The organism is Shinella zoogloeoides (assembly GCF_003574625.1).
GTDB classification, from domain to species: domain Bacteria; phylum Pseudomonadota; class Alphaproteobacteria; order Rhizobiales; family Rhizobiaceae; genus Shinella; species Shinella zoogloeoides_A.
This window is the reverse complement of sequence record NZ_QNUJ01000010.1, coordinates 199,896-218,758: the sequence shown is the minus strand read 5'-3', so window position 1 is coordinate 218,758 and position 18,863 is coordinate 199,896. Positions and strand designations below refer to the sequence as shown.

Genomic DNA, 18,863 nt, shown 5'->3' with positions numbered 1-18,863 from the left:
TCAGTTCACCCCCGGAAAGACCGAGCCGAGATAGGCCCGCGGATCGGAAAGTCCCTCGGCGGCGTGCTGGACGGTCGAGAGCAGCGCCTCGGGGAAGAGGCCGAAGACGACGGTGAGCGCCGTCAGCGCCGCCAGCGGCAGGAGCGCGCTTATAGGGATCGCCATGGCCGGCAGGGCCTCGCCGGCGGGACGCCAGTAGGCGAAGAGGAAGACGCGGCCCAGCGCGATGGTGGTCAGGAAGCCGGTGAGGAAGACCGCCGCCGTCAGCCACCAGGCGCCGATGTCGATGGCGGCCTTGGCCACCATGACCTTGGGCCAGAAGCCGGAGAACGGCGGCAGGCCGGAGACGGCGAAGAACAGCACCAGCGACAGGGCGGAAAAAAGCGCCGAGCGGCTATAAAGCCCGCCGAGCCGGTTGAGGTCGAACGAGCCGGCGAGCCGTCCCGCCAGACCCGCCGCCATGTAGAGCGCGGTCATGACCACCATGGAATGCAGCGCATAGAAGATCGCGCCGCTGATGCCCCCGGGGCTGCCGAGCGACAGACCCGCCAGCATGACGCCGATGCCGGAAATGACGACATAGCCGAGCAGGCGGCGGATATCGCTCTGCCCGAGCGCGCCCAGCGCCCCGACGAGCATGGTGGCGACGGCGATGAGCGCGATGACGAAGCTCAGCGCCTCCCGCTCGACGGGAAAGAGCATGACCAGCGTGCGCAGCAGCGCATAGATGCCGACCTTGGTGAGAAGGCCGGCGAAGAGCGCGGAAACGACGACCTTCGGCGTGTGGTAGGAGGCCGGCAGCCAGAAATTCACCGGGAAGGCCGCCGCCTTCATGCCGAAGGCGAGGAGATAGAGCGTGGCGAGCGTCATCAGCGGCAGGTGTTCACGCCCGGCCGCCGCCTTGGCGGCGATGTCGGCCATGTTGAGCGTGCCGAAGACGCCATAGAGATAGCCGGTGGCGATGAGGAAGAGCGTCGTCGCGATGAGGTTGAGGAAGGCATATTTGATCGCGCCGTCGATCTGGCGCGGCTCCGAGCCGAGCGTGATGAGGCCGAAGGACGAGATCAGCAGCACCTCGAACCAGACATAGAGGTTGAAGATGTCGCCCGTCAGGAAGGCGCCGGAAACGCCGGCCATCAGGAGCAGCAGGAACGGATAGAAGCCGTAGCGCCGGCCGCTGCCGTCGATATCGGCGAGCGCATGCACGCCGCCCGCCAGCGCCACCACCGCGCCGGAAAGCGCGAAGAGCACGCCCGTCAGGTCCGCCGTGAAGGCGATGCCGAAGGGCGGCAGCCAGCGGCCCATGACCATGGTGACCGGCCCGTTCGCCGCGACATGGGCGAGCAGCAGCGCATCGAGCGCGACGAGCACGGCGAGCGCCGGCACGGCGATCCAGCCCTGCACATGCAGCGACTTGCGCAGCATCAGAAGCACCGCGCCGACAAGGATGCACCAGGCGGGCGGCAGCACGACCAGCCAGTCGGCGGTCGCGACCGGCGTCGTGACGAGTGCTGCGGAAAGGTCTTGCGGGTTCACGGCCATTGGCGGGTCGGTTCCTGTCAGTAGCCGGTCGGCGGAAGGGGTTCGTCCTCCGGCTCCGCCAGGCGCATCTCGTTGCCGTTGTCGGTGCCGAGGTCCTGGTAGGCGCGGTAGACGAGCACCAGCAGGAAGGCGAAGAAGGAGAAGGAAATGACGATGGCCGTCAGGATGAGCGCCTGCGGCAGCGGATTGGCGGTGAGCGTCGCCGGCACGTCGTGCCCGGCCGGGATGATCGGCGGCACCTCGCGCAGGATGCGGCCATTGGTGAAGAGCAGGAGGTTCACCGCATTGCCGAGCAGCACGACGCCGAGCAGCACGCGCACCAGGAACTTCGACAGCATCAGGTAGACGGCGGCGGCGAAGAACAGGCCGACGAGAAGGATGAAGGGCACTTCCATCAGACGTCGTCCCCCGCCTCGAGCGCCAGCGCGATGGAGGTGATCGAGCCCACCACCACGAGATAGACGCCGGTATCGAACAGCATGACGCTGGACAGCGGGATCTCGACGCCGAACACCGAGGGATAGATCCAAAGCCCCGTCATGAAGGGCACGGCAAAGAGGATGGACATCAGGCCGGCGATGCAGGCGATGAAGAGGCCGAAGGCCGAGATCGCCATCGGGTGGAACCACAGCGCTTGGCGCACGGCCGAAATGCCGTTGGCGATGCCGAAGATCGCCAGCGCCGACACCGCGATCAGCCCGCCGATGAAGCCGCCGCCCGGCTCGTTGTGGCCGCGCAGCAGCACGAAGATCGAGAACAGCACCATGAGGGCGGTGAGGAACGGGGCGACGGTGCGGAAGATGAGGGTGTTCATGGCCGGATGCCTCCGGGAGCGGTGTGCCCGAACGCCTTCCGGCCAAGGCAGGAGCGCAGCCTGGAAACGGGAAGCCCCGCGCCCAGCCCCTTCTCTCCGCCTGCGGGGAGAAGGTCGCGGCAGCGGGATGAGGGGCAGCGCCGACCGATGAAGCTCGACAGCGGCGGGAGCGTTGCCCGCCCGCCCCTCATCCGCCTGCCGGCACCTTCTCCCCGCGAGCGGGGAGAAGGAAGATGTGGCAACGTGCGATCCTCCGCGCTTTGCAGGGAAGATGACCGGGAGGGCTCAGGAACGTGCAGACGCACCATCATGCGTCCCCCCTCGCCCTGCCGCCCTTGCGGATGCGGATGATCGACAGGATCGCCAGGCCCGTCACCATGACGACGGCGATCTCGCCGAGCGTGTCCGTGCCGCGGAAATCGACGATGATGACGTTCACCACATTGGCGCCGTGGGCGATGGTTTTCGAATAGAGGTTGAAGAAATCGGTGAGCGCCGTGTCGAAGCGGCCCTGCGTGACCTTCAGCAGATAGAGCGCGAAGCCGAGGCCGCAGGCGATGGCGATGGCGGCGTCCGGGATCTTTTCCCTCAGCGGCCGGTGGTCGCGCGGCGTCAGCCGGAGGCGCGTCATGACGAGGGCGAGGATGACGACCGAGAGCGTCTCGATCATGAACTGGGTGAAGGCGAGGTCCGGCGCGCCGAAGAGCAGGAAGAGCAGCGCGACGCAGAAACCCTGGATGCCGAGGGCGACGATGGCGGTGAGGCGGCTCTTCGCCGTCAGCACCGCGCCGATGCCGACGACGGCGAGCACGACGACCGCAAGCTCATGGAACGGCATGCCGGCCGGCCAGACCGGCAGGCGCGGCCATTCGCCATAGACGGCGGGCGGCACGAGGAGCGCCAGCGCGACCGCCGCGAAGGTCGCGGTCATGTAGATTTCCATCCGGCCCGGCTGGGTGAGGCGCGTGACGAGCGATGCGCCGCGCACCAGCCCGGCCATCACCTGGTCGAAGCCCCTGTCCGGCCCCCAGCCGATGTCCTCGACCAGCCGGTCCGCGGCGGCGCGGGCCTTGTCGAGCGACAGGAAGACGATGACGCCGAGGGCGACCGTGACGGCGGAGAGGAGAAGCGGCATGCCGACATGCGGCACGGCCGAGACGGTGACGACCTCCGGCTTGCCGGCGATGGCGGAGGCGAGCGGCGAGGTCAGCAGCGCATGGGCCGTGGCGGAGAAGACGCCGATGGTCAGCCCCTTGATCGCCAGCAGCATCGGGCCGGCCCAGAGCAGCAAGGGGCCTTCATGCGGCTTCTTCGGCGTTTCGACGGGCGCGCCGAGGAAGGGCTTCAGCGCCACGGCGAAGGCGACGGCGAACATCAGGCCGTTGCCGATAATGGCCGCCAGCGTGAAGGCGATGGCGCGGAGATTGCCGCCGGCAAGCGCGACATAGATCTCCTCCTTGGCGAGGAAGCCGAAGAAGGGCGGCAGGCCGGCCATGGAGAGCGCGGCGACGAGCGCGGCGAGATAGGTGACGGGCATGGCGCGGGCGAGCCCGCGCAGTTTCGTGATGTCGCGCGTGCCGGTCTCGTGGTCGACGATGCCGGCGACCATGAAGAGCGCGCCCTTGAAGAGCGAATGGGCGACGAGATAGAGCGCGGCCGCCGCCGCCGCATATTCCGAGCCGAAGCCGGTCAGCAGCACCAGGAGGCCGAGCGAGGCGACCGTCGTATAGGCGAGCATCAGCTTGAGATCGCTCTGGCGGATGGCGAGCACGCTGCCGACGAGCAGCGTCAGGCCGCCGAAGGCCGGCAGGATCGTCTCCCAGGCCAGCGTGTCGCCGAGCACCGGGTTGAGCCGCATCAGGAGATAGATGCCGGCTTTCACCATGGTCGCCGAATGCAGGTAGGCCGAAACCGGCGTCGGCGCTTCCATGGCATTGGGCAGCCAGAAATGGAACGGGAACTGCGCCGACTTGGTGAAGGCCCCGCCGAGGATGAGGAAGAACAGCGGCAGGTAGAAGGGGCTCGCGCGCACCTCATCGCCGAAGGACATCAGCAGCGAGAGCTGCGTGACGTCGGTGACGTCCCACATGAGCAGCAGGCCGGCGAGCAGGAAGAGCCCGCCCCCGCCGGTGACGACCAGCGCCTGCAGCGCCGCGCGGCGCGCGGCGGCGCGCGTATGATCGAAGCCGATCAGCAGGAAGGAGGTGATCGAGGTCAACTCCCAGAAGACGAAGAGCATCAGGAAGCTGTCGGAGGCGACGAGCCCGAGCATCGAGCCCATGAACATCAGGATGAAGGAGAAGAACCGCCCCTGGTGCGGATGCCCCTTCAGGTAGCCGCCGGCATAGAGCACGATCAGCGTGCCGATGCCGGAGATCAGCAGCAGGAAGGCGAGCGACAGGCCGTCGATCAGCCAGGAGAAGCTGACATTATAGGACGGCACCCAGGCATAGCCGCCGGTGATGACCTCGCCATGCGAGACCTCCGCGTTGAAGCCGAGGAAATGCAGGAAGACGGCGAGCGGCACGAGCGCCAGCGGCCATGCGGCATTGTGGCCGAGAAGCCGCGTGAGGGCGGGCGCGATCAGCGCGCCGAGAAACGGCAGACAGAAGGCAACGAAAGTCAGGCCCATCGTGTCCGGCGTCATCCCCTCTCCCCATCCGCGGGCTTCGCCCGTCGTTACCCTTCAAAGCATCAGAGTGCCGTTTCTACGTCGGTATGAATGAAATCGCCACCCTTGAACAGCAAGGGCGCGGCGTTTTCACGCGCCAATGCATAGGAGAAGCAGTCTCCATAATTGAGATGCGCCGCATGTCCCGTGCCGCGTCCGAAGCGCCGGAAGGCGTCGAAGGCGATCTCGGCCTGTTCGGCCGTCACCGGCGCGACGCGAATGCCCGCCCGCAGCAGGAAGGCGTCGAGCGCATTGACGCCCGGCGCACCGTAGCGGGCGAAGAGCACAATCTTCGTTTCCAGCAGCGTCGCGGCACTGAGGAGGCGCGCGGGAGCGCGCTCGATCGCTTCGTTGAAAACCCGTCGCTCCGGTTCGTCCGTCAGGATGGCGAAGAGCGCGGATGTGTCGAGCACGATCATCACGGCAAGCCGCTTTCATCGTAGCCGAGAATCTCGTCGGGCGTGCGTGGATCCAGCACCGGCAGGCTCGCGCAATCGAGAGCGATGCGGTCGAGCTGATCGGCAAGCTGCGGCGCATGGGCATGGCGCACACGCGCCAGACGCTCCTCGATGGAAATCTTGACGGCCTGCGTCAGGCTCTCGCCGGTCGCTGCGGCAAGCTTGCGAGCGAGGCTGTGCGCCTCGTTGTCCTTGATATTGAGAGGCATAACTTCCTCCATCATTAATAATATGGAGGATAGGAGGAAATGCGGTGAATTTCAACCACGCGCGCCAATTGTCTTGCCACAATCGCCGTCTTATCTATGGCTCGACAGGAGGACGCCATGAGCGACACGACGACGTTGAAGGTTAACAAGACCAAGGAAGAATGGCGGCAGGTTCTGACGCCGGAGCAGTTCCGCATCACGCGCGAGCACGGCACGGAACGCGCCTTCTCCAGCCCCGATTTCGACCTTTCCAAGAAGGGCACCTATCGCTGCATCTGCTGCAACAGGCCGCTCTACCGGTCCGAGGCGAAGTACAATTCCGGCACGGGCTGGCCGAGCTTCTACCAGCCGATCGAGCCGGGCGCGGTCACGGATCATTCCGACTATTCCTACGGCATGACGCGCACGGAAATCCGCTGTGCGGATTGCGACGCCCATCTCGGCCACGTCTTTCCGGACGGCCCGCCGCCGACGGGCCTGCGCTACTGCATGAACGGCGTGGCGCTCAGCTTCGACGAGGACTAGAGCATTTCCAGCAAAAGTGCGAAGCGGTTTTGCGGTTCGGAGAAAAGCGGAGACGCTCCAATCAGCGTGCCGGAACCTTCAGCTCCATGCAGGTCAGGTCCAGCCAGCGGCCGAACTTGATGCCGACCTCGCTGAAGCGGCCGACAACGCGGAAGCCGAGCTTTTCGTGCAGCCTGATCGAGGCGGTGTTCTCCGCCTCGATACAGCCCACCATGACATGGATGCCATTGAAGCCCGCCCGGTCGATCAGCGCTTTCAGGAGGCGCTTGCCCGTGCCGGTGCCGCGCGCATCCTTCTGCACGTAGACGGAGTGCTCCACGGTGTGGCGGAAGCCGTCGAAGGCGCGCCAGTCGCCGTAGGAGGCATAGCCGAGCACCTGCTTGCCGCGAACCGCGACGAGGACCGGAAAGCCGCGCTCGCGGCGGGCGGAAAACCACGCCCTGCGGTTCTCGAGGTCGACCACGGCCTCGTTCCAGATCGCCGTCGTGTTGGCGACGGCATCGTTGTAGATGTCCATGATACCGGGGAGATCGGCCTCCGCGGCGTCGCGTATCGTGATGTCCATGGTTCCCCCCTGCCTTTGCCCATGCCATACAGGAGGAGCGGGAAAGCTGTCCAGCCTGCTTCAACGGCAGGTCGATGAAACGCCCGCTCTCATCCGTTACCCTGAGGACATCATCGACGAGTAGACCGCCGTGCAACGCTTCCTTTTGCTCTTCCTCCTCCTTCTTCCCGCCGCCGCCCTTGCCTCCGGCTGGGAGCCCTATGCCAATCCGCGCTTCGGCTTCGCCGTCGAGATCCCGCCGGGCTTCGCGATGGTGCAGGAGGCCGACAATGGCGACGGGCGCACCTATGCACGCGGCGCGGCGACGCTTGCCGTCTGGGGGCATTATCTCGCGGAGGGGGATTTCAAGGACGAGGTCGCCGGGCGGCGGGAGACCTACCGGAGAGAAGGCTGGGACATTAGCTATGACCGAGAGACAAACGGTTGGGCCAGCCTGTCGGGCACACGCGGCAATACGATCTTCTATCATCGCGTGATCCGGCTCTGCGACGATTCCGTCTCGTCCTTTGTTCTGGAGTTTCCAAAGGCATCGAAGCCGGAATATTCCCCCATCGTCAGCAAACTTGTGAAAACCCTGCGTCCGGCGGAGGGCTGCTCCAGCGCGCAGGGCGCCGCGCCGGCCGCGCAGTAAGCGGGATCAGATGCCGGAAACGACGCTGGTGACGACGGCCGAATAGTGGACGGCCGCGGCCGCGACGACGAAGGCGTGCCAGATGGCGTTCTGGAAGCGCAGGCGCTCCCAGACATGGAAGATGACGCCGACCGAATAGAGCAGGCCGCCGACGACGATCAGCGTCAGCGTGGCGACGGAAAGATGCGTCAGCAGCGGGCCGGCGGCGAAGACGCCGCTCCAGCCCATGCCGAGATAGATGAGGATCGCCAGCCTGTCGTAGCGGCCGGGAAAAAGAAACTTCAGCGCCACGCCCGCCCCCGCCATCACCCAGATGAAGACGAGCATGCCGGCGAGGAACGGATCCTCGATACCGCGCTGCAGGAAGGGCGTATAGGTGGCGGCGATCAGCACGAAGATCGCCGAATGGTCGAAGCGGCGCAGGTGCCACTTCACCGTCGAGACCGGCCAGAGATTGTAGGCGAAGGACGTCGCCAGCGCGAGGACGAGGCCGATGCCGTAGATCCAGGCCGCGGCCAGCTGCCCGCTCGTCGCCCAGACCGTGGCGTAGAAGATGAGAGCGGTGACGCCCACCAGCGCGAAGACCACCCCGACGCCATGCACGATGCCGTCGGCGATCACCTCGTAGCGGTCATAGTCCCATTTGATGCCCTTGATTTCCATGGGTGTCCTGCCTGCGATAACCTCTCCTCATGGTGTCGCGTTTTCGCCTCGCAGGCAAGATTTCCCGCGCCGCGCGGCCATCACGAAAGTTTGCCGCGCGACATGGAGCCCGCCCTCACTGCCGCGCGATGCATTCCTCGCACAGGGCCGCATGCGGCACGGCCGCAAGGCGCGCGGGCGAGATCGGCTCGCCGCACTTGGCGCAGGTGCCGAAGGTGCCGGCCGCAATGCGGTCGAGGGCGGCCTCGATGGCCTCAAGCTCCTTGAGACCCGTCGTGCCGAATTCTTCCAGCACCTCGTCGTTCTCGCGCTCGATGGCGCGGTCGCCGCTGTCGCCGCTCTTGAGCGTGTCGAGATCCTTCTCGATCCTGTTCAAGCGGCCGTAAAGCTCGCGTTTGCGGGTGAGAAGAATGTCCTTGTAATGCGCCAGGTCCTTCACGATGCGGGTCTCCTTTTCTCGATGGGCGTGAAACTGGCATTGCCATTGCCGAACGGCATTGATCGGAATCAAGTCCCGGCCGCGCTTCGTCAACGCCATGTTGACGGTAAATCGCCGAAACGCCATCTTTCGTGAACGCTGCGGCTCCGCCATATTCCTCCCGACAGAACGGTTTCCGAGGGAAACCGAGACAGGGATCATATCATGACGGACCTCGACAGACGGACATTCCTCGGCGCCGCCGCCGCGGGCATCGCCGCCGGCAAGGCCGGGCCCCTTCGCGCGGAGACCGCATCCATGACAGACAATGCCAGCCACGCCGTCGACATGCCGGCCTTCGTCGACCATTCGCACCTGACGGTGATCGACCTGCCGATGGTCTCTTCCTTCTACCAGAAGGTCATGGGCCTTTCGGTGCTCGACGGATCGGCCTCGGGCGAGACGCTTGGCGTCGGCGAGCGACCGCTGCTCACGCTGACGACGGGCAGCAACGCCGCCCGCGCGCCGCGCAACGCGCCCGGCCTCTTCCACACCGCCTTCCTCGTGCCGAACCGCAGGGAACTCGGCCGCTGGCTCGCCCATGCCGCCCATAACAACGTGGCGCTGACCGGCGCTTCGGACCACCTGGTCAGCGAGGCGATCTATCTCGACGACCCGGAAGGCAACGGCATCGAGATCTATCGCGACCGCGACCGCGCCGAATGGACCTATGTGCCGGATGGAACGGTGAAGATGGCGACGCACCGGCTCGAGCTGCAGGCGCTCTATGACGAGGCGCCGAAGGACGGCTGGACGGGGCAGGAGAATGGCACCGTCATCGGCCATATCCACCTGCAGGTCTCCGATATTTCCGAAGCCGACGCCTTCTTCCGCGACGTGCTCGGCCTCGACGTCATGGCGCGCTATCCGGGCGCGAGCTTCTTCGCCACCGGCAAGTATCACCACCATGTCGCGGCGAATGTCTGGAATTCACGCGGCCAGCCGAAGCGCGCGGACGGCATGACCGGCCTTTCGGACTACACGATCCGCTTCAACGATGCGGCAAAGCTCGAAGCGGCGACGAAAAAGCTCGACGAACTGGCGATTCCCACCACCCACTCGGGCGGCACGGTCTCGCTGGTCGATCCGTGGGGGATCGGTCTGAGGCTTTCGGCCTGAACCATCGGGCGGGCAGACGCGTATGCTGCCCCTCATCCGGCCTGCCGGCCACCTTTTCCCCGCAAGCGGGGAGAAGGGAAGAGGGGCAACGTTGACGCCAAATACGACCGTCTCACCGCCCGCAGGGAGAGGCCGATCACTCAAAAGTTACCGGCGATCTCAATCGTAGAGATAATGCTCGGCCCAGTCCTCATGGGGCACCTGGTCGCCGATCTTGTACTTGAAGGCGTGGATATCGAGCCGGTCGGAGCTCGCCTCGCACTTGTAGGACAGGCGATACCATTCGCCCTTGCTGCGGAAGACGGCGCCCTTCGTCTTGAAAGTCGTGCCGTCGAGCTTGGGGTCGCCGAAGGCGTAGGCGATCACCTTGTCCGGGCGGAAGCCGGCCCTGGCGCCGCTGATCTCGTCCATCGCCTCGATATCGCAGCGCTGCTCCAGCCGTTCGTCCGGGGTCAGCTTCTGCAACTGGTTGCGCACGCGGGTGTCTATCGCCATGGCGGGCTCGGCGAAAAGCGGTGCGAACGCAAGAGTGCAAAGGGCGATATGGAGCCCGATTGCATGCGGTTTCAACTCTCTGCCTCCTCTTCTTGGCGTCATGCCTGACGTCTTAATTCGGGGTTAGCGCGCAATATGTCTATTTGACGACGGGCTGCAACCTACCCAAGGTTTCATGAGTCATTGCTGGAACTTATCGTCGCGACCCGCGTTTGTAGCGCGAAATCGAGGGGTGCGCCATGCATGACATATCCGGAAAACCGGCCGAACGCCGGCTCTTGCAGGGCAGCATCGAGCCGGACGGAGAGGCTGCCGCCGGCAAGCCGCGCCGTTACGGGCTCGACATCGCCGCCGCCTGGGCGGCCATCGGTATTTTCTTCATCATGGCGATGGGCGTCGTCTATCTCATGGCGCCGATCCTCACCCCGCTCTGCCTTGCCGTCGTGACCGGCCTCATCTTCGGCGTGGCGGCGGAAAAGCTGAACGACCTCGGCATTCCGCCGCTGCCCACCGCGCTGCTGCTGGCGGGGCTGTTCGGGCTCGGCGTCTTCTTCGTGGCCGGCATGCTTGCCGATCCGATCGCCCAGCTCGCCGCCAACGCACCGGACCTCGTGCGCGGCGCCTATGATCGCATCACCCCGCTCTTTTCCCGCTTCGGCTGGCTGAACATCAGCCCGCAGATGTTCGAGAGCGGGCAGATGTCGATGGAAAAGGTGCTGGAAAACACAGGCAGCGTGCTCAGCATCGTGTCGGGCAGCCTGACGCCCGCCCTTCTGCAGGGCATGATCTTCTTCGCCGCTCTGGTCCTCTTCCTCTCGGCGCGGCTGAAGCTGCGGCAGATGATCATCATGGCCTTTCCGCGCCGCAACCAGCGGCTGACCACCATCCGCATCATGAACGCCATCGACAGCGCGCTCGGTTACTATTTCGCCACGGCCTCGCTGGTCTATGCGGCGCTCGGCGTCGTCACGGCGCTGATCACCTGGGGCGGCGGGCTCGCCATGCCGGCGCTGTGGGGGCTCTTCGCCTTCATCTCCAGCTTCGTGCCGTTCCTCGGCGTCACGCTGATGACGATCTCGCTCGCCGTAGCGGGCTTGCTGACGCACGAGACGCTGACCATGGGCCTCCTGCCGGCGCTCGCCTTCTTCCTGGTGCACCTGACCATGGAGAACCTCATCATGCCGGCGGTGATGGGAAAGCGGCTGGAGGTCAACGCCTTCATCATCTTCACCGCCATCATCTTCTGGACCTGGATGTGGGGAGCCGCCGGCGCGATGCTGGCCCTGCCCCTTTCCATCATCGGCATGACCATCGCCGACGAGCTGCGCCCCGCAAAACGCAAGGCCAAGCCCAACCTGCCGGGCTGACAGGGTTGGCTCTTGGTTAACATATGGTATAATATAAAATAGACTGCTAATGTACGGAGTATCCTGTGGTCATCATCCCGTTCCGGGAGGCAATGCCTGCCTCGCGGGCCCGGGCCATTCGTGCGGCAAGAGTCGCCAGCCTCTTGAAGTCACTGGCCCACCCGGCCCGACTTATGCTGGTCTGTACACTCTGCGAAAAAGAAGCCTCTGTCAGCGAACTGGAAGAGGAACTTTGCGTTCACCAACCCACCCTGTCCCAGCAGCTCAACGTGCTGCGCGAGGCGGGACTGGTCGAATCGCGCCGGGAAGGCAAGCAGATTTTCTACAGGCTGACCGATGAAAGAGCCGTCCAGCTGATGGGCGCGCTCGGTGCCATTTTCCCTTCGGAACCAAAACCCCCTTTCTAAAGGGGCCTCCCTTCGCGCCCCTGCCGGCATGCCGCGCGCCCCTTCCGGCGCTTTCGCATGCGCGCGAGCTTGCCGCTTGATGCGGTGGACGGGGCTCTCTATCTGTCTCATTCCCTTCTACCGATTTGCGGAGTGAGCCCTTGTCCGTCTTCAAAAACCTGCCCGCCGCCGCCGTCGCCGCGAGGAAGCCCGTTTCCGACACCCGCCACGGCATCACCCGCACCGACGACTATGCCTGGTTCCGCGACGAGAACTGGCAGGCGATGTTCAAGGATCCTTCCATCCTCCAGCCGGAGATCCGCGCCCATCTGGAGGCCGAGAACACCTATATGGCCGCCGCCATGGCCGATACCGAGGCGCTGCAGAAGACGCTGTTCGCCGAGATGCGCGGGCGCATCAAGGAGGACGACAGCTCCGTGCCGGTCAAGGACGGTCCCTTCGCCTACGGCACGTCCTTCGTCACCGGCGGCGAGCAGCCGCGCTATTTCCGCGAGCCGCGCGACGGGGGGACACGCACCGTCCTGCTCGACGGCGACAGGGAGGCCGAAGGCAAGGATTATTTCCGCCTGTCCGGTATCGACCATTCCACCGACCATTCCGTCGGCATCTGGGGCTATGACGACAAGGGCTCGGAATATTTCACGCTGAAGGTGCGCGACCTTGCGACCGGCAGGGACCATGCCGACGAGATCGTCAATTCGGGCGGCGGCGGCGTCTGGGCGCCCGATGCGAAGAGCTTCTTCTACACCGCGCTCGATGAGAACCATCGCCCCTCGAAGATCTACCACCACATCCTCGGCGAGCGACAGGAGAACGACCGGCTGGTCTACGAGGAGAAGGACGCCGGCTTCTTCATGTCGGTCGGCGGGTCGCTGCTCGACGACTTCATCTATATCGACATCCACGACCACGAGACGAGCGAATACCGCCTCCTCTCGACCAGGGACCTGACGGCCAATCCGGTCGTCGTCACCCCGCGCCAGACGGGCCTCGAATATTCGATGACGGAGGGCGGCGACGTCTTCTACATCCTCACCAATGCCGATGGCGCGAAGGACTTCAAGATCATGCAGACGCCGGTAACGGCGCCCGGCCGGGAGAACTGGACCGAGGTCGTGCCGCACCGCCCCGGCACGCTGATCCTCAGCCACATGGCCTTTGCCCGCCACCTCGTCTGGCTGGAGCGCCACGAGGGCCTGCCGCGCATCGTGGTGCGCGAACGCGAGAGCGGCGCGGAACATGCCATCGCGTTTGCCGAGGAGGCCTATTCGCTCGGCCTTTCGGGCGCGGCGGAATACGACACCGACGTCATCCGCTTCTCCTATTCCTCGATGACGACACCCTCGCAGCTCTTCGACTACGACATGGCGACGCGCGAGCGCAGGCTGCTGAAAACGCAGGAGGTCCCCTCGGGCCACAACCCGGACGACTATGTCACTCGCCGCGTCTTCGCCCCCGCATGGGACGGCGAGAGCGTGCCCGTCACCCTGCTCTACCGCAAGGACACGCCTCTCGACGGTTCCGCCCCGTGCCTGCTCTACGGCTACGGCGCCTACGGCATCACCATCCCGGCGTCCTTCAACACCAATTGCCTGTCGCTGGTCGACCGCGGCTTCGTCTATGCCATCGCCCATATCCGCGGCGGCAAGGACAAGGGCTTTGCCTGGTACGAAGACGGCAAGATGGACAAGAAGACCAATACGTTCAAGGACTTCATCGCCGCGGCGGACTATCTGAATCAGGAGAGGTTTACGTCCTACGCGAACATCGTCGCCGAAGGCGGCTCGGCCGGCGGCATGCTGATGGGCGCCATCGCCAACATGGCGCCGGAAAAATTCGGCGGCATCATCGCCGCCGTGCCCTTCGTCGACGTGCTCAACACGATGCTCGACGACACGCTGCCGCTCACCCCGCCGGAATGGCCCGAATGGGGCAACCCGATCGAGAGCAAGGACTTCTACCAGCTGATGGCGAGCTATTCGCCCTATGACAATGTCGGGCAAAAGCCCTACCCCGCCATCCTCGCCCTTTCCGGCCTCACCGATCCGCGCGTGACCTATTGGGAGCCCACCAAATGGGTGGCGCGCCTGCGCGAGAAGACGACGGGCAGCGAGCCCATCCTCCTCAAGACCAATATGGGCGCCGGCCACGGCGGCGCTTCGGGCCGCTTCCAGCGGCTGGAGGAGATCGCCTTCGAATATGCCTTCGCGATCAAGGTGGCGGGGAAGATGTAGGACGGACGGGAAGGCCCCTCCCTAAATCCCTCCCCACAAGGGGAGGGACTTGAACTGCCGCTCCGGTGGCCTTCAATTTTGAACGGTGAGCAAGCCTCCTGCTTTCTCCCCCCTTGTGGGGGAGATGCCGGCAGACAGAGGGAGTGGGCCCGCGAAGCAGGGGCGTTACCGCAATTCTCCGACAAAACACGAAAACCTTTCGCTCCGCCCCGCGACACCCTATCTGATAGGAAAGGCAGCAAGGGAGGGAGATCATGAGCGGTACGACGACGGCAGCGGCGGACAAGTCCCGCCCCATTCCCTTCGACAACAGCTATGCGCGGCTGCCGGACGCCTTCTTCGCGCCGGTCGATCCCACGCCGGTGGAAGCGCCGCGGCTGATCCGGTTCAACCGGGCGCTCGCCGAGGAGCTCGGGCTCGACGCCGATGCGCTGGAGCGGCACGGTGCGGCCTATTTCTCCGGCAATACGCCCCTGCCCGGCTCCCTGCCCCTCGCCATGGCCTATGCCGGCCACCAGTTCGGCCAGTTCGTGCCGCAGCTCGGCGACGGGCGGGCGATCCTGCTCGGCGAGGTGATCGACCGCAACGGCAAGCGCCGCGACATCCAGCTCAAGGGCGCCGGCCAGACGCCCTATTCGCGCCGCGGCGACGGGCGGGCGGCGCTCGGGCCGGTGCTGCGCGAATATATTATCAGCGAGGCGATGCATGCGCTCGGCATCCCGACGACGCGGGCGCTCGCCGCCGTTTCCACCGGCCAGCCGGTCTATCGCGACCGGGTGCTGCCGGGCGCGGTCTTCACCCGCGTCGCCGCGAGCCATATCCGCGTCGGCACCTTCCAGTTCTTCGCCGCGCGCGGCGATACCGAAAATGTGCGCGTGCTGGCGGACCATGTCATCGAGCGGCACTATCCCGAGCTGAAGGGCGCGGAAAAGCCCTGGCTCGCGCTGCTCGACGCGGTGGCGGAGCGGCAGGCTTCGCTGATCGCCAGATGGCTCGGCGTCGGCTTCATCCATGGCGTGATGAACACGGACAACATGACGATCTCGGGCGAGACCATCGATTTCGGCCCCTGCGCCTTCATGGACCGCTACGATCCGCGCACCGTCTATTCCTCCATCGACCATGGCGGGCGCTACGCCTTCGGCAACCAGCCGATGATCGGCCAGTGGAACATCGCCCGGCTCGCCGAGGCGATGCTCGCCATCCTCGACGAGGACCAGGACAAGGCGGTGGAAGCGGCGAATGCCGCCGTCGGACGCTTCATGGAGCGCTTCCAGGAACACTGGAAGCGTGTCATCCGCGCCAAGATCGGGCTCGGCGGGCATGAGGAAGAGGGCGACCAGGCGCTGATCCGCGACCTGCTCATCCTGCTTTACGAGCAGAAGGCCGATTATACGCTGGCCTTCCGCCGGCTGGCGGATGCGGCGGAAGACAGCGGCGGGGATGCCGCGCTCGGCGCGCTGCTCGAAGATCCGGGCGCCCTTGCACCGTGGCTCGCCGTCTGGCGCGAGCGATTGTCGCGGGAGGCAACCTCCCCGCAGGCGCGCACGGCGGCGATGCGCCGGGTCAATCCCGCCTTCATCCCGCGCAACCACAAGGTCGAGGAAGCCCTGACGGAGGCCGTCGATCATGGCGATTTCTCGCTGTTCGAGGCGCTCAACGACGTGCTTGCCCGCCCCTACGAGGACCAGCCGGCCTTTGACGCCTATGCGCAGCCGCCGAAACCGGGCGAGGAGGTGACGGCAACCTTCTGCGGCACATAGGAGAAAACACACCTATAGATTGCTCCGAAACTTGAAATGCGGCAGCATTGAAGCGTCACGCTTGTGCCCTAGTTTCACAAACGTCCCTCCTTGAGCCGGACGTCATGTCGGCATCTCCCCGGCCGGCATAACCACGGAGATCATCATGTTGCTCACGCTGACCGCTGTCCTCTTCACCATCATAGGACTGGTGCTGACGGGCGGAGGCGGGTGGCTGCTGTCGCTCGGCGGCAGCCCCTACTATCTCGTCACCGGCCTTGCCTTCCTCGTCACCGCCGCCCTGCTCTTCCGCCGCTCGGCGGCGGCGCTCTGGCTCTATGCCCTCATCGTCCTCGGCTCGCTCGGCTGGGCAGTCTGGGAGGTCGGCTTCGACTGGTGGCAGCTCGGCCCGCGCGGCGGCGTCATCGTGCTCATCGGCCTGTGGCTGATGCTGCCGGCCATCCGCCGGCCGCTCGGTTTTGCGAGCCCCACCGGCACGCCCTATCCCGCCTCGGCGATGCCGCTCGCCGTCGCCGTCCTCGTCGCCATCGCGGTCGCCGGCTATTCGATGACGCAGGACCCGCACGACCTTGCCGGCAGCCTGCCGAAGGAGATCGCCAACGCGACGCCTGCGCTCGGCGGCAACGTGCCGGCCGGCGAATGGCACCAGTATGGCCGCACGCAATACGGCCAGCGCTATTCGCCGCTCGACCAGATCAATGCCGACAACGTCTCCACGCTGAAGGTCGCCTGGCAGTACCAGACCGGCGACGTGAAGCAGCCGGCGGACGTCGGCGAGACCACCTACCAGGTGACGCCGCTGAAGGTCGGCGACACGCTCTACATGTGCACACCGCACAACTGGGCGATCGCGCTCGACGCTGGAACCGGCAAGGAGAAGTGGAAATACGATTCCAATTCCGGCATGAACCCGGACCGCCAGCACCAGACCTGCCGCGGCGTGACATATTATGCCGATCCGGCCGCCACCGCCGGCACGGCCTGCGCCACGCGCGTCTACCTGCCGACCTCCGACGCCCGGCTGATCGCGCTGGACGCCGAGACCGGCGACGTCTGCACCGGCTTTGCCGAGAACGGCGTGCTGCATCTCGAAAAGGGCATGCCCTACAATCCGGCCGGCTACTATTACTCCACATCGCCGCCCGTCATCACCGACGGCAAGATCATCATCGGCGGGGCGGTGAACGACAACTATTCCACCAAGGAGCAGTCGGGCGTCATCCGCGCCTTCGACGTCAATTCCGGCGCGCTGGTCTGGAACTGGGATTCCGGCAATCCGGACGTGACGACGCCGCTGCCCGAGGGACAGGTCTACACCGTCAACTCGCCGAATTCCTGGTCGGTGTTCAGCTATGACGAGGCGCTCGGCCTCGTCTATGTCCCGCTCGGCAACCAGGTGCCGGACCAGCTCGGCATGGGGCGCAGCGAGAATGTGGAGAAGTTCTCCTCCTCCATCGTGGCGCTCGACATCAAGACCGGCGCGTTGCGCTGGGTGCGCCAGACGGTGCATCATGACCTGTGGGACATGGACGTTCCCGCCCAGCCGGCGCTGATCGACATCACCCGGGACGGGACGACCGTTCCCGCCCTCGTCGGCGCGACCAAGCAGGGCGACATCTACGTGCTCGACCGGCGCACCGGCGAGCCGATCATCCCGGTCAAGGAAGTGCCGGCCCCGACCGGCGCGATCCCGGAGGATTTCTCCGCGCCGACCCAGCCGGTCTCCGACCTCACCTTCATGCCCGATCCGCTGACCGAGAAGAACATGTGGGGCATCACCATGTTCGACCAGATGATGTGCCGCATCGACTTCCTGTCGATGAAATACGAGGGCCGCTACACGCCGCCCTCGCTGCAGGGCACCATTGTCTATCCCGGCAATTTCGGCACGTTCAACTGGGGCTCGGTCGCGGTCGATCCCGAGCGGCAGGTGATGTTCGGCATGCCGACCTACCTCGCCTTCACCTCCCGCCTCGTGCCGCGCGACCAGGTGCCGCCGAAGGGGCAGGACGAGAAGGGCTCCGAACAGGGCCTCAACCGCAACGACGGCGCGCCCTACGGCGTCTATATGGGTCCGTTCCTCGGGCCGCTCGGCATTCCCTGCCAGGCGCCGCCATGGGGCTATGTCGCGGGCGCCGACCTTGCCACCGGCAAGATCGCCTGGAAGCACAAGAACGGCACGGTCATGGACATGACGCCGCTGCCGCTGCCCTTCAAGGTGGGCGTGCCCGGCATCGGCGGCCCGATGATGACCAAGGGCGGCGTCGCCTTCCTCGGCGCGGCGGTGGACGATTATCTGCGCGCCTATGACGTGACCACCGGCCGCCAGCTCTGGGAAGCCCGCCTTCCCGCCGGCGGACAGGCGACGCCCATGACCTACACGGTCGGCGACAAGCAATATGTGCTGATCGTCGCCGGGGGCCACGGCTCGGTGGGCACGAAGCCGGGGGATTACGTGATCGCCTACACGCTGCCGTAGGGGGCGTAGGGTTCATCCCCGTCTGCCCTGCCGGGCTTCTCCTCCACAAGAGGCTGCTCGTCAGGGAATTCGGCGCTGCCGCGCGCCCCTCATCCGCCTGCCGGCACCTTCTCCCCGCAAGCGGGGCGAAGGGACTTGGGGCATATGTTTCCCCGCACAAGATTGAGGAAAGCCTCGCATCCTGCCCCTTCTCCCCGCTTGCGGGGAGAAGGTCCCGGCAGGGGGATGAGGGGCCTCTCCAGCACGAACATATAAGGCTTTACACCGCCCTACCCCCTCATCCGACCTACGGGCCACCTTCTCCCCGAGGGGGAGAAGGAAAGAGCGGCAACGTCGTACTTCATAGGCTACAGCCTACCCAGTGAGGATATCCCCGGCAGGGCGGAGGAATGGCCGCGGCAAGCGCATCAACCTTGCCGTGACCACGGAAAGCCCGGTACTGG

Annotated in this window: 18 protein-coding genes; 8 read left to right on the top strand and 10 right to left on the bottom strand. The window is 65.6% G+C overall.

Going from position 1 to position 18,863, the window contains the following annotated elements; genetic code table 11:
* The 6 genes from DSD28_RS20110 to DSD28_RS20085 form a co-directional block, all read right to left on the bottom strand.
* Positions 1-1,542, bottom strand: coding sequence for a Na+/H+ antiporter subunit D (locus DSD28_RS20110; RefSeq protein ID WP_119258206.1), 1,542 nt, complete (start codon positions 1,540-1,542; stop codon positions 1-3).
* A 17-nt stretch (positions 1,543-1,559) separates the two neighbouring features.
* On the bottom strand, positions 1,560-1,937 hold the full coding sequence (locus tag DSD28_RS20105) for a Na+/H+ antiporter subunit C (RefSeq protein WP_119258205.1): 378 nt from the start codon (positions 1,935-1,937) through the stop codon (positions 1,560-1,562).
* Positions 1,937-2,356, bottom strand: coding sequence for a Na(+)/H(+) antiporter subunit B (locus DSD28_RS20100; protein ID WP_119258204.1), 420 nt, complete (start codon positions 2,354-2,356; stop codon positions 1,937-1,939). Before DSD28_RS20100 ends, DSD28_RS20105 begins: the two co-directional genes overlap by 1 nt.
* Before the next feature lie 307 nt (positions 2,357-2,663).
* A complete protein-coding gene (locus tag DSD28_RS20095) occupies positions 2,664-5,003 on the bottom strand; it encodes a putative monovalent cation/H+ antiporter subunit A (RefSeq protein ID WP_119258203.1) in 2,340 nt (779 codons plus the stop codon).
* A 47-nt stretch (positions 5,004-5,050) separates the two neighbouring features.
* Positions 5,051-5,446, bottom strand: a complete 396-nt coding sequence (locus tag DSD28_RS20090; RefSeq protein WP_348627935.1) for a type II toxin-antitoxin system VapC family toxin — start codon at positions 5,444-5,446, stop codon at positions 5,051-5,053.
* The gene (locus DSD28_RS20085) at positions 5,446-5,694 is read right to left on the bottom strand and encodes a type II toxin-antitoxin system VapB family antitoxin (protein ID WP_119258202.1); all 249 of its coding nucleotides are present in this window, start codon (positions 5,692-5,694) and stop codon (positions 5,446-5,448) included. Before DSD28_RS20085 ends, DSD28_RS20090 begins: the two co-directional genes overlap by 1 nt.
* Before the next feature lie 117 nt (positions 5,695-5,811).
* Here DSD28_RS20085 and msrB point away from each other — a divergent pair, with 117 nt between their 5' ends.
* The gene (gene msrB / locus DSD28_RS20080; RefSeq protein WP_119258201.1) at positions 5,812-6,219 is read left to right on the top strand and encodes a peptide-methionine (R)-S-oxide reductase MsrB; all 408 of its coding nucleotides are present in this window, start codon (positions 5,812-5,814) and stop codon (positions 6,217-6,219) included.
* Positions 6,220-6,280: 61 nt separating this feature from the next.
* Here the strand turns inward: msrB and DSD28_RS20075 are convergent, their stop codons facing one another.
* The gene (locus tag DSD28_RS20075) at positions 6,281-6,784 is read right to left on the bottom strand and encodes a GNAT family N-acetyltransferase (protein ID WP_119258200.1); all 504 of its coding nucleotides are present in this window, start codon (positions 6,782-6,784) and stop codon (positions 6,281-6,283) included.
* Positions 6,785-6,914: 130 nt separating this feature from the next.
* Between DSD28_RS20075 and DSD28_RS20070 the strand changes: the two genes are divergently transcribed.
* Positions 6,915-7,415: a hypothetical protein gene (locus DSD28_RS20070; RefSeq protein ID WP_119258199.1), complete on the top strand. Its 501-nt coding sequence runs from the start codon at positions 6,915-6,917 to the stop codon at positions 7,413-7,415.
* 6 nt (positions 7,416-7,421) lie between these two features.
* Here the strand turns inward: DSD28_RS20070 and trhA are convergent, their stop codons facing one another.
* The gene (trhA, locus tag DSD28_RS20065) at positions 7,422-8,078 is read right to left on the bottom strand and encodes a PAQR family membrane homeostasis protein TrhA (protein ID WP_119258198.1); all 657 of its coding nucleotides are present in this window, start codon (positions 8,076-8,078) and stop codon (positions 7,422-7,424) included.
* A 115-nt stretch (positions 8,079-8,193) separates the two neighbouring features.
* Positions 8,194-8,517: a TraR/DksA family transcriptional regulator gene (locus DSD28_RS20060; RefSeq protein ID WP_245424886.1), complete on the bottom strand. Its 324-nt coding sequence runs from the start codon at positions 8,515-8,517 to the stop codon at positions 8,194-8,196.
* Between the two features lie 297 nt (positions 8,518-8,814).
* Here DSD28_RS20060 and DSD28_RS20055 point away from each other — a divergent pair, with 297 nt between their 5' ends.
* Positions 8,815-9,675 (top strand): VOC family protein, encoded by an 861-nt coding sequence (locus tag DSD28_RS20055; protein ID WP_162911483.1) that lies wholly within the window; start codon positions 8,815-8,817, stop codon positions 9,673-9,675.
* Between the two features lie 159 nt (positions 9,676-9,834).
* Here the strand turns inward: DSD28_RS20055 and DSD28_RS20050 are convergent, their stop codons facing one another.
* Positions 9,835-10,170 (bottom strand): DUF930 domain-containing protein, encoded by a 336-nt coding sequence (locus DSD28_RS20050; RefSeq protein ID WP_245424885.1) that lies wholly within the window; start codon positions 10,168-10,170, stop codon positions 9,835-9,837.
* Between the two features lie 239 nt (positions 10,171-10,409).
* On the opposite strand from DSD28_RS20050, the gene DSD28_RS20045 reads away from it, so the two are divergent.
* The 5 genes from DSD28_RS20045 (at position 10,410) to DSD28_RS20025 (ending at position 18,420) form a co-directional block, all read left to right on the top strand.
* On the top strand, positions 10,410-11,537 hold the full coding sequence (locus tag DSD28_RS20045; RefSeq protein WP_119258194.1) for an AI-2E family transporter: 1,128 nt from the start codon (positions 10,410-10,412) through the stop codon (positions 11,535-11,537).
* Between the two features lie 92 nt (positions 11,538-11,629).
* Complete coding sequence (locus DSD28_RS20040; RefSeq protein ID WP_119258237.1) at positions 11,630-11,944, top strand: ArsR/SmtB family transcription factor; 315 nt, start codon at positions 11,630-11,632, stop codon at positions 11,942-11,944.
* 140 nt (positions 11,945-12,084) lie between these two features.
* Positions 12,085-14,178 (top strand): S9 family peptidase, encoded by a 2,094-nt coding sequence (locus tag DSD28_RS20035; protein WP_119258193.1) that lies wholly within the window; start codon positions 12,085-12,087, stop codon positions 14,176-14,178.
* 254 nt (positions 14,179-14,432) lie between these two features.
* Entirely contained in the window at positions 14,433-15,941 is a 1,509-nt protein-coding gene (locus tag DSD28_RS20030; RefSeq protein WP_119258192.1) for a protein adenylyltransferase SelO, read from the top strand.
* Between the two features lie 145 nt (positions 15,942-16,086).
* Complete coding sequence (locus DSD28_RS20025; RefSeq protein ID WP_119258191.1) at positions 16,087-18,420, top strand: glucose/quinate/shikimate family membrane-bound PQQ-dependent dehydrogenase; 2,334 nt, start codon at positions 16,087-16,089, stop codon at positions 18,418-18,420.
* The last annotated feature ends 443 nt before the right edge of the window (positions 18,421-18,863 follow it).

What these genes read in the sequence shown, in the direction of transcription:
- DSD28_RS20045 (WP_119258194.1), top strand. Translation starts at nt 10,410, where the DNA reads ATGCATGACATATCCGGAAAACCGGCCGAACGCCGGCTCTTGCAGGGC.
- trhA (WP_119258198.1), bottom strand. Translation starts at nt 8,078, where the DNA reads ATGGAAATCAAGGGCATCAAATGGGACTATGACCGCTACGAGGTGATC.
- DSD28_RS20095 (WP_119258203.1), bottom strand. Translation starts at nt 5,003, where the DNA reads ATGACGCCGGACACGATGGGCCTGACTTTCGTTGCCTTCTGTCTGCCG.
- DSD28_RS20055 (WP_162911483.1), top strand. Translation starts at nt 8,815, where the DNA reads ATGACAGACAATGCCAGCCACGCCGTCGACATGCCGGCCTTCGTCGAC.
- msrB (WP_119258201.1), top strand. Translation starts at nt 5,812, where the DNA reads ATGAGCGACACGACGACGTTGAAGGTTAACAAGACCAAGGAAGAATGG.
- DSD28_RS20075 (WP_119258200.1), bottom strand. Translation starts at nt 6,784, where the DNA reads ATGGACATCACGATACGCGACGCCGCGGAGGCCGATCTCCCCGGTATC.
- DSD28_RS20025 (WP_119258191.1), top strand. Translation starts at nt 16,087, where the DNA reads ATGTTGCTCACGCTGACCGCTGTCCTCTTCACCATCATAGGACTGGTG.
- DSD28_RS20085 (WP_119258202.1), bottom strand. Translation starts at nt 5,694, where the DNA reads ATGCCTCTCAATATCAAGGACAACGAGGCGCACAGCCTCGCTCGCAAG.
- DSD28_RS20050 (WP_245424885.1), bottom strand. Translation starts at nt 10,170, where the DNA reads ATGGCGATAGACACCCGCGTGCGCAACCAGTTGCAGAAGCTGACCCCG.
- DSD28_RS20110 (WP_119258206.1), bottom strand. Translation starts at nt 1,542, where the DNA reads ATGGCCGTGAACCCGCAAGACCTTTCCGCAGCACTCGTCACGACGCCG.
- DSD28_RS20090 (WP_348627935.1), bottom strand. Translation starts at nt 5,446, where the DNA reads ATGATCGTGCTCGACACATCCGCGCTCTTCGCCATCCTGACGGACGAA.
- DSD28_RS20100 (WP_119258204.1), bottom strand. Translation starts at nt 2,356, where the DNA reads ATGAACACCCTCATCTTCCGCACCGTCGCCCCGTTCCTCACCGCCCTC.
- DSD28_RS20105 (WP_119258205.1), bottom strand. Translation starts at nt 1,937, where the DNA reads ATGGAAGTGCCCTTCATCCTTCTCGTCGGCCTGTTCTTCGCCGCCGCC.
- DSD28_RS20030 (WP_119258192.1), top strand. Translation starts at nt 14,433, where the DNA reads ATGAGCGGTACGACGACGGCAGCGGCGGACAAGTCCCGCCCCATTCCC.
- DSD28_RS20040 (WP_119258237.1), top strand. Translation starts at nt 11,630, where the DNA reads ATGCCTGCCTCGCGGGCCCGGGCCATTCGTGCGGCAAGAGTCGCCAGC.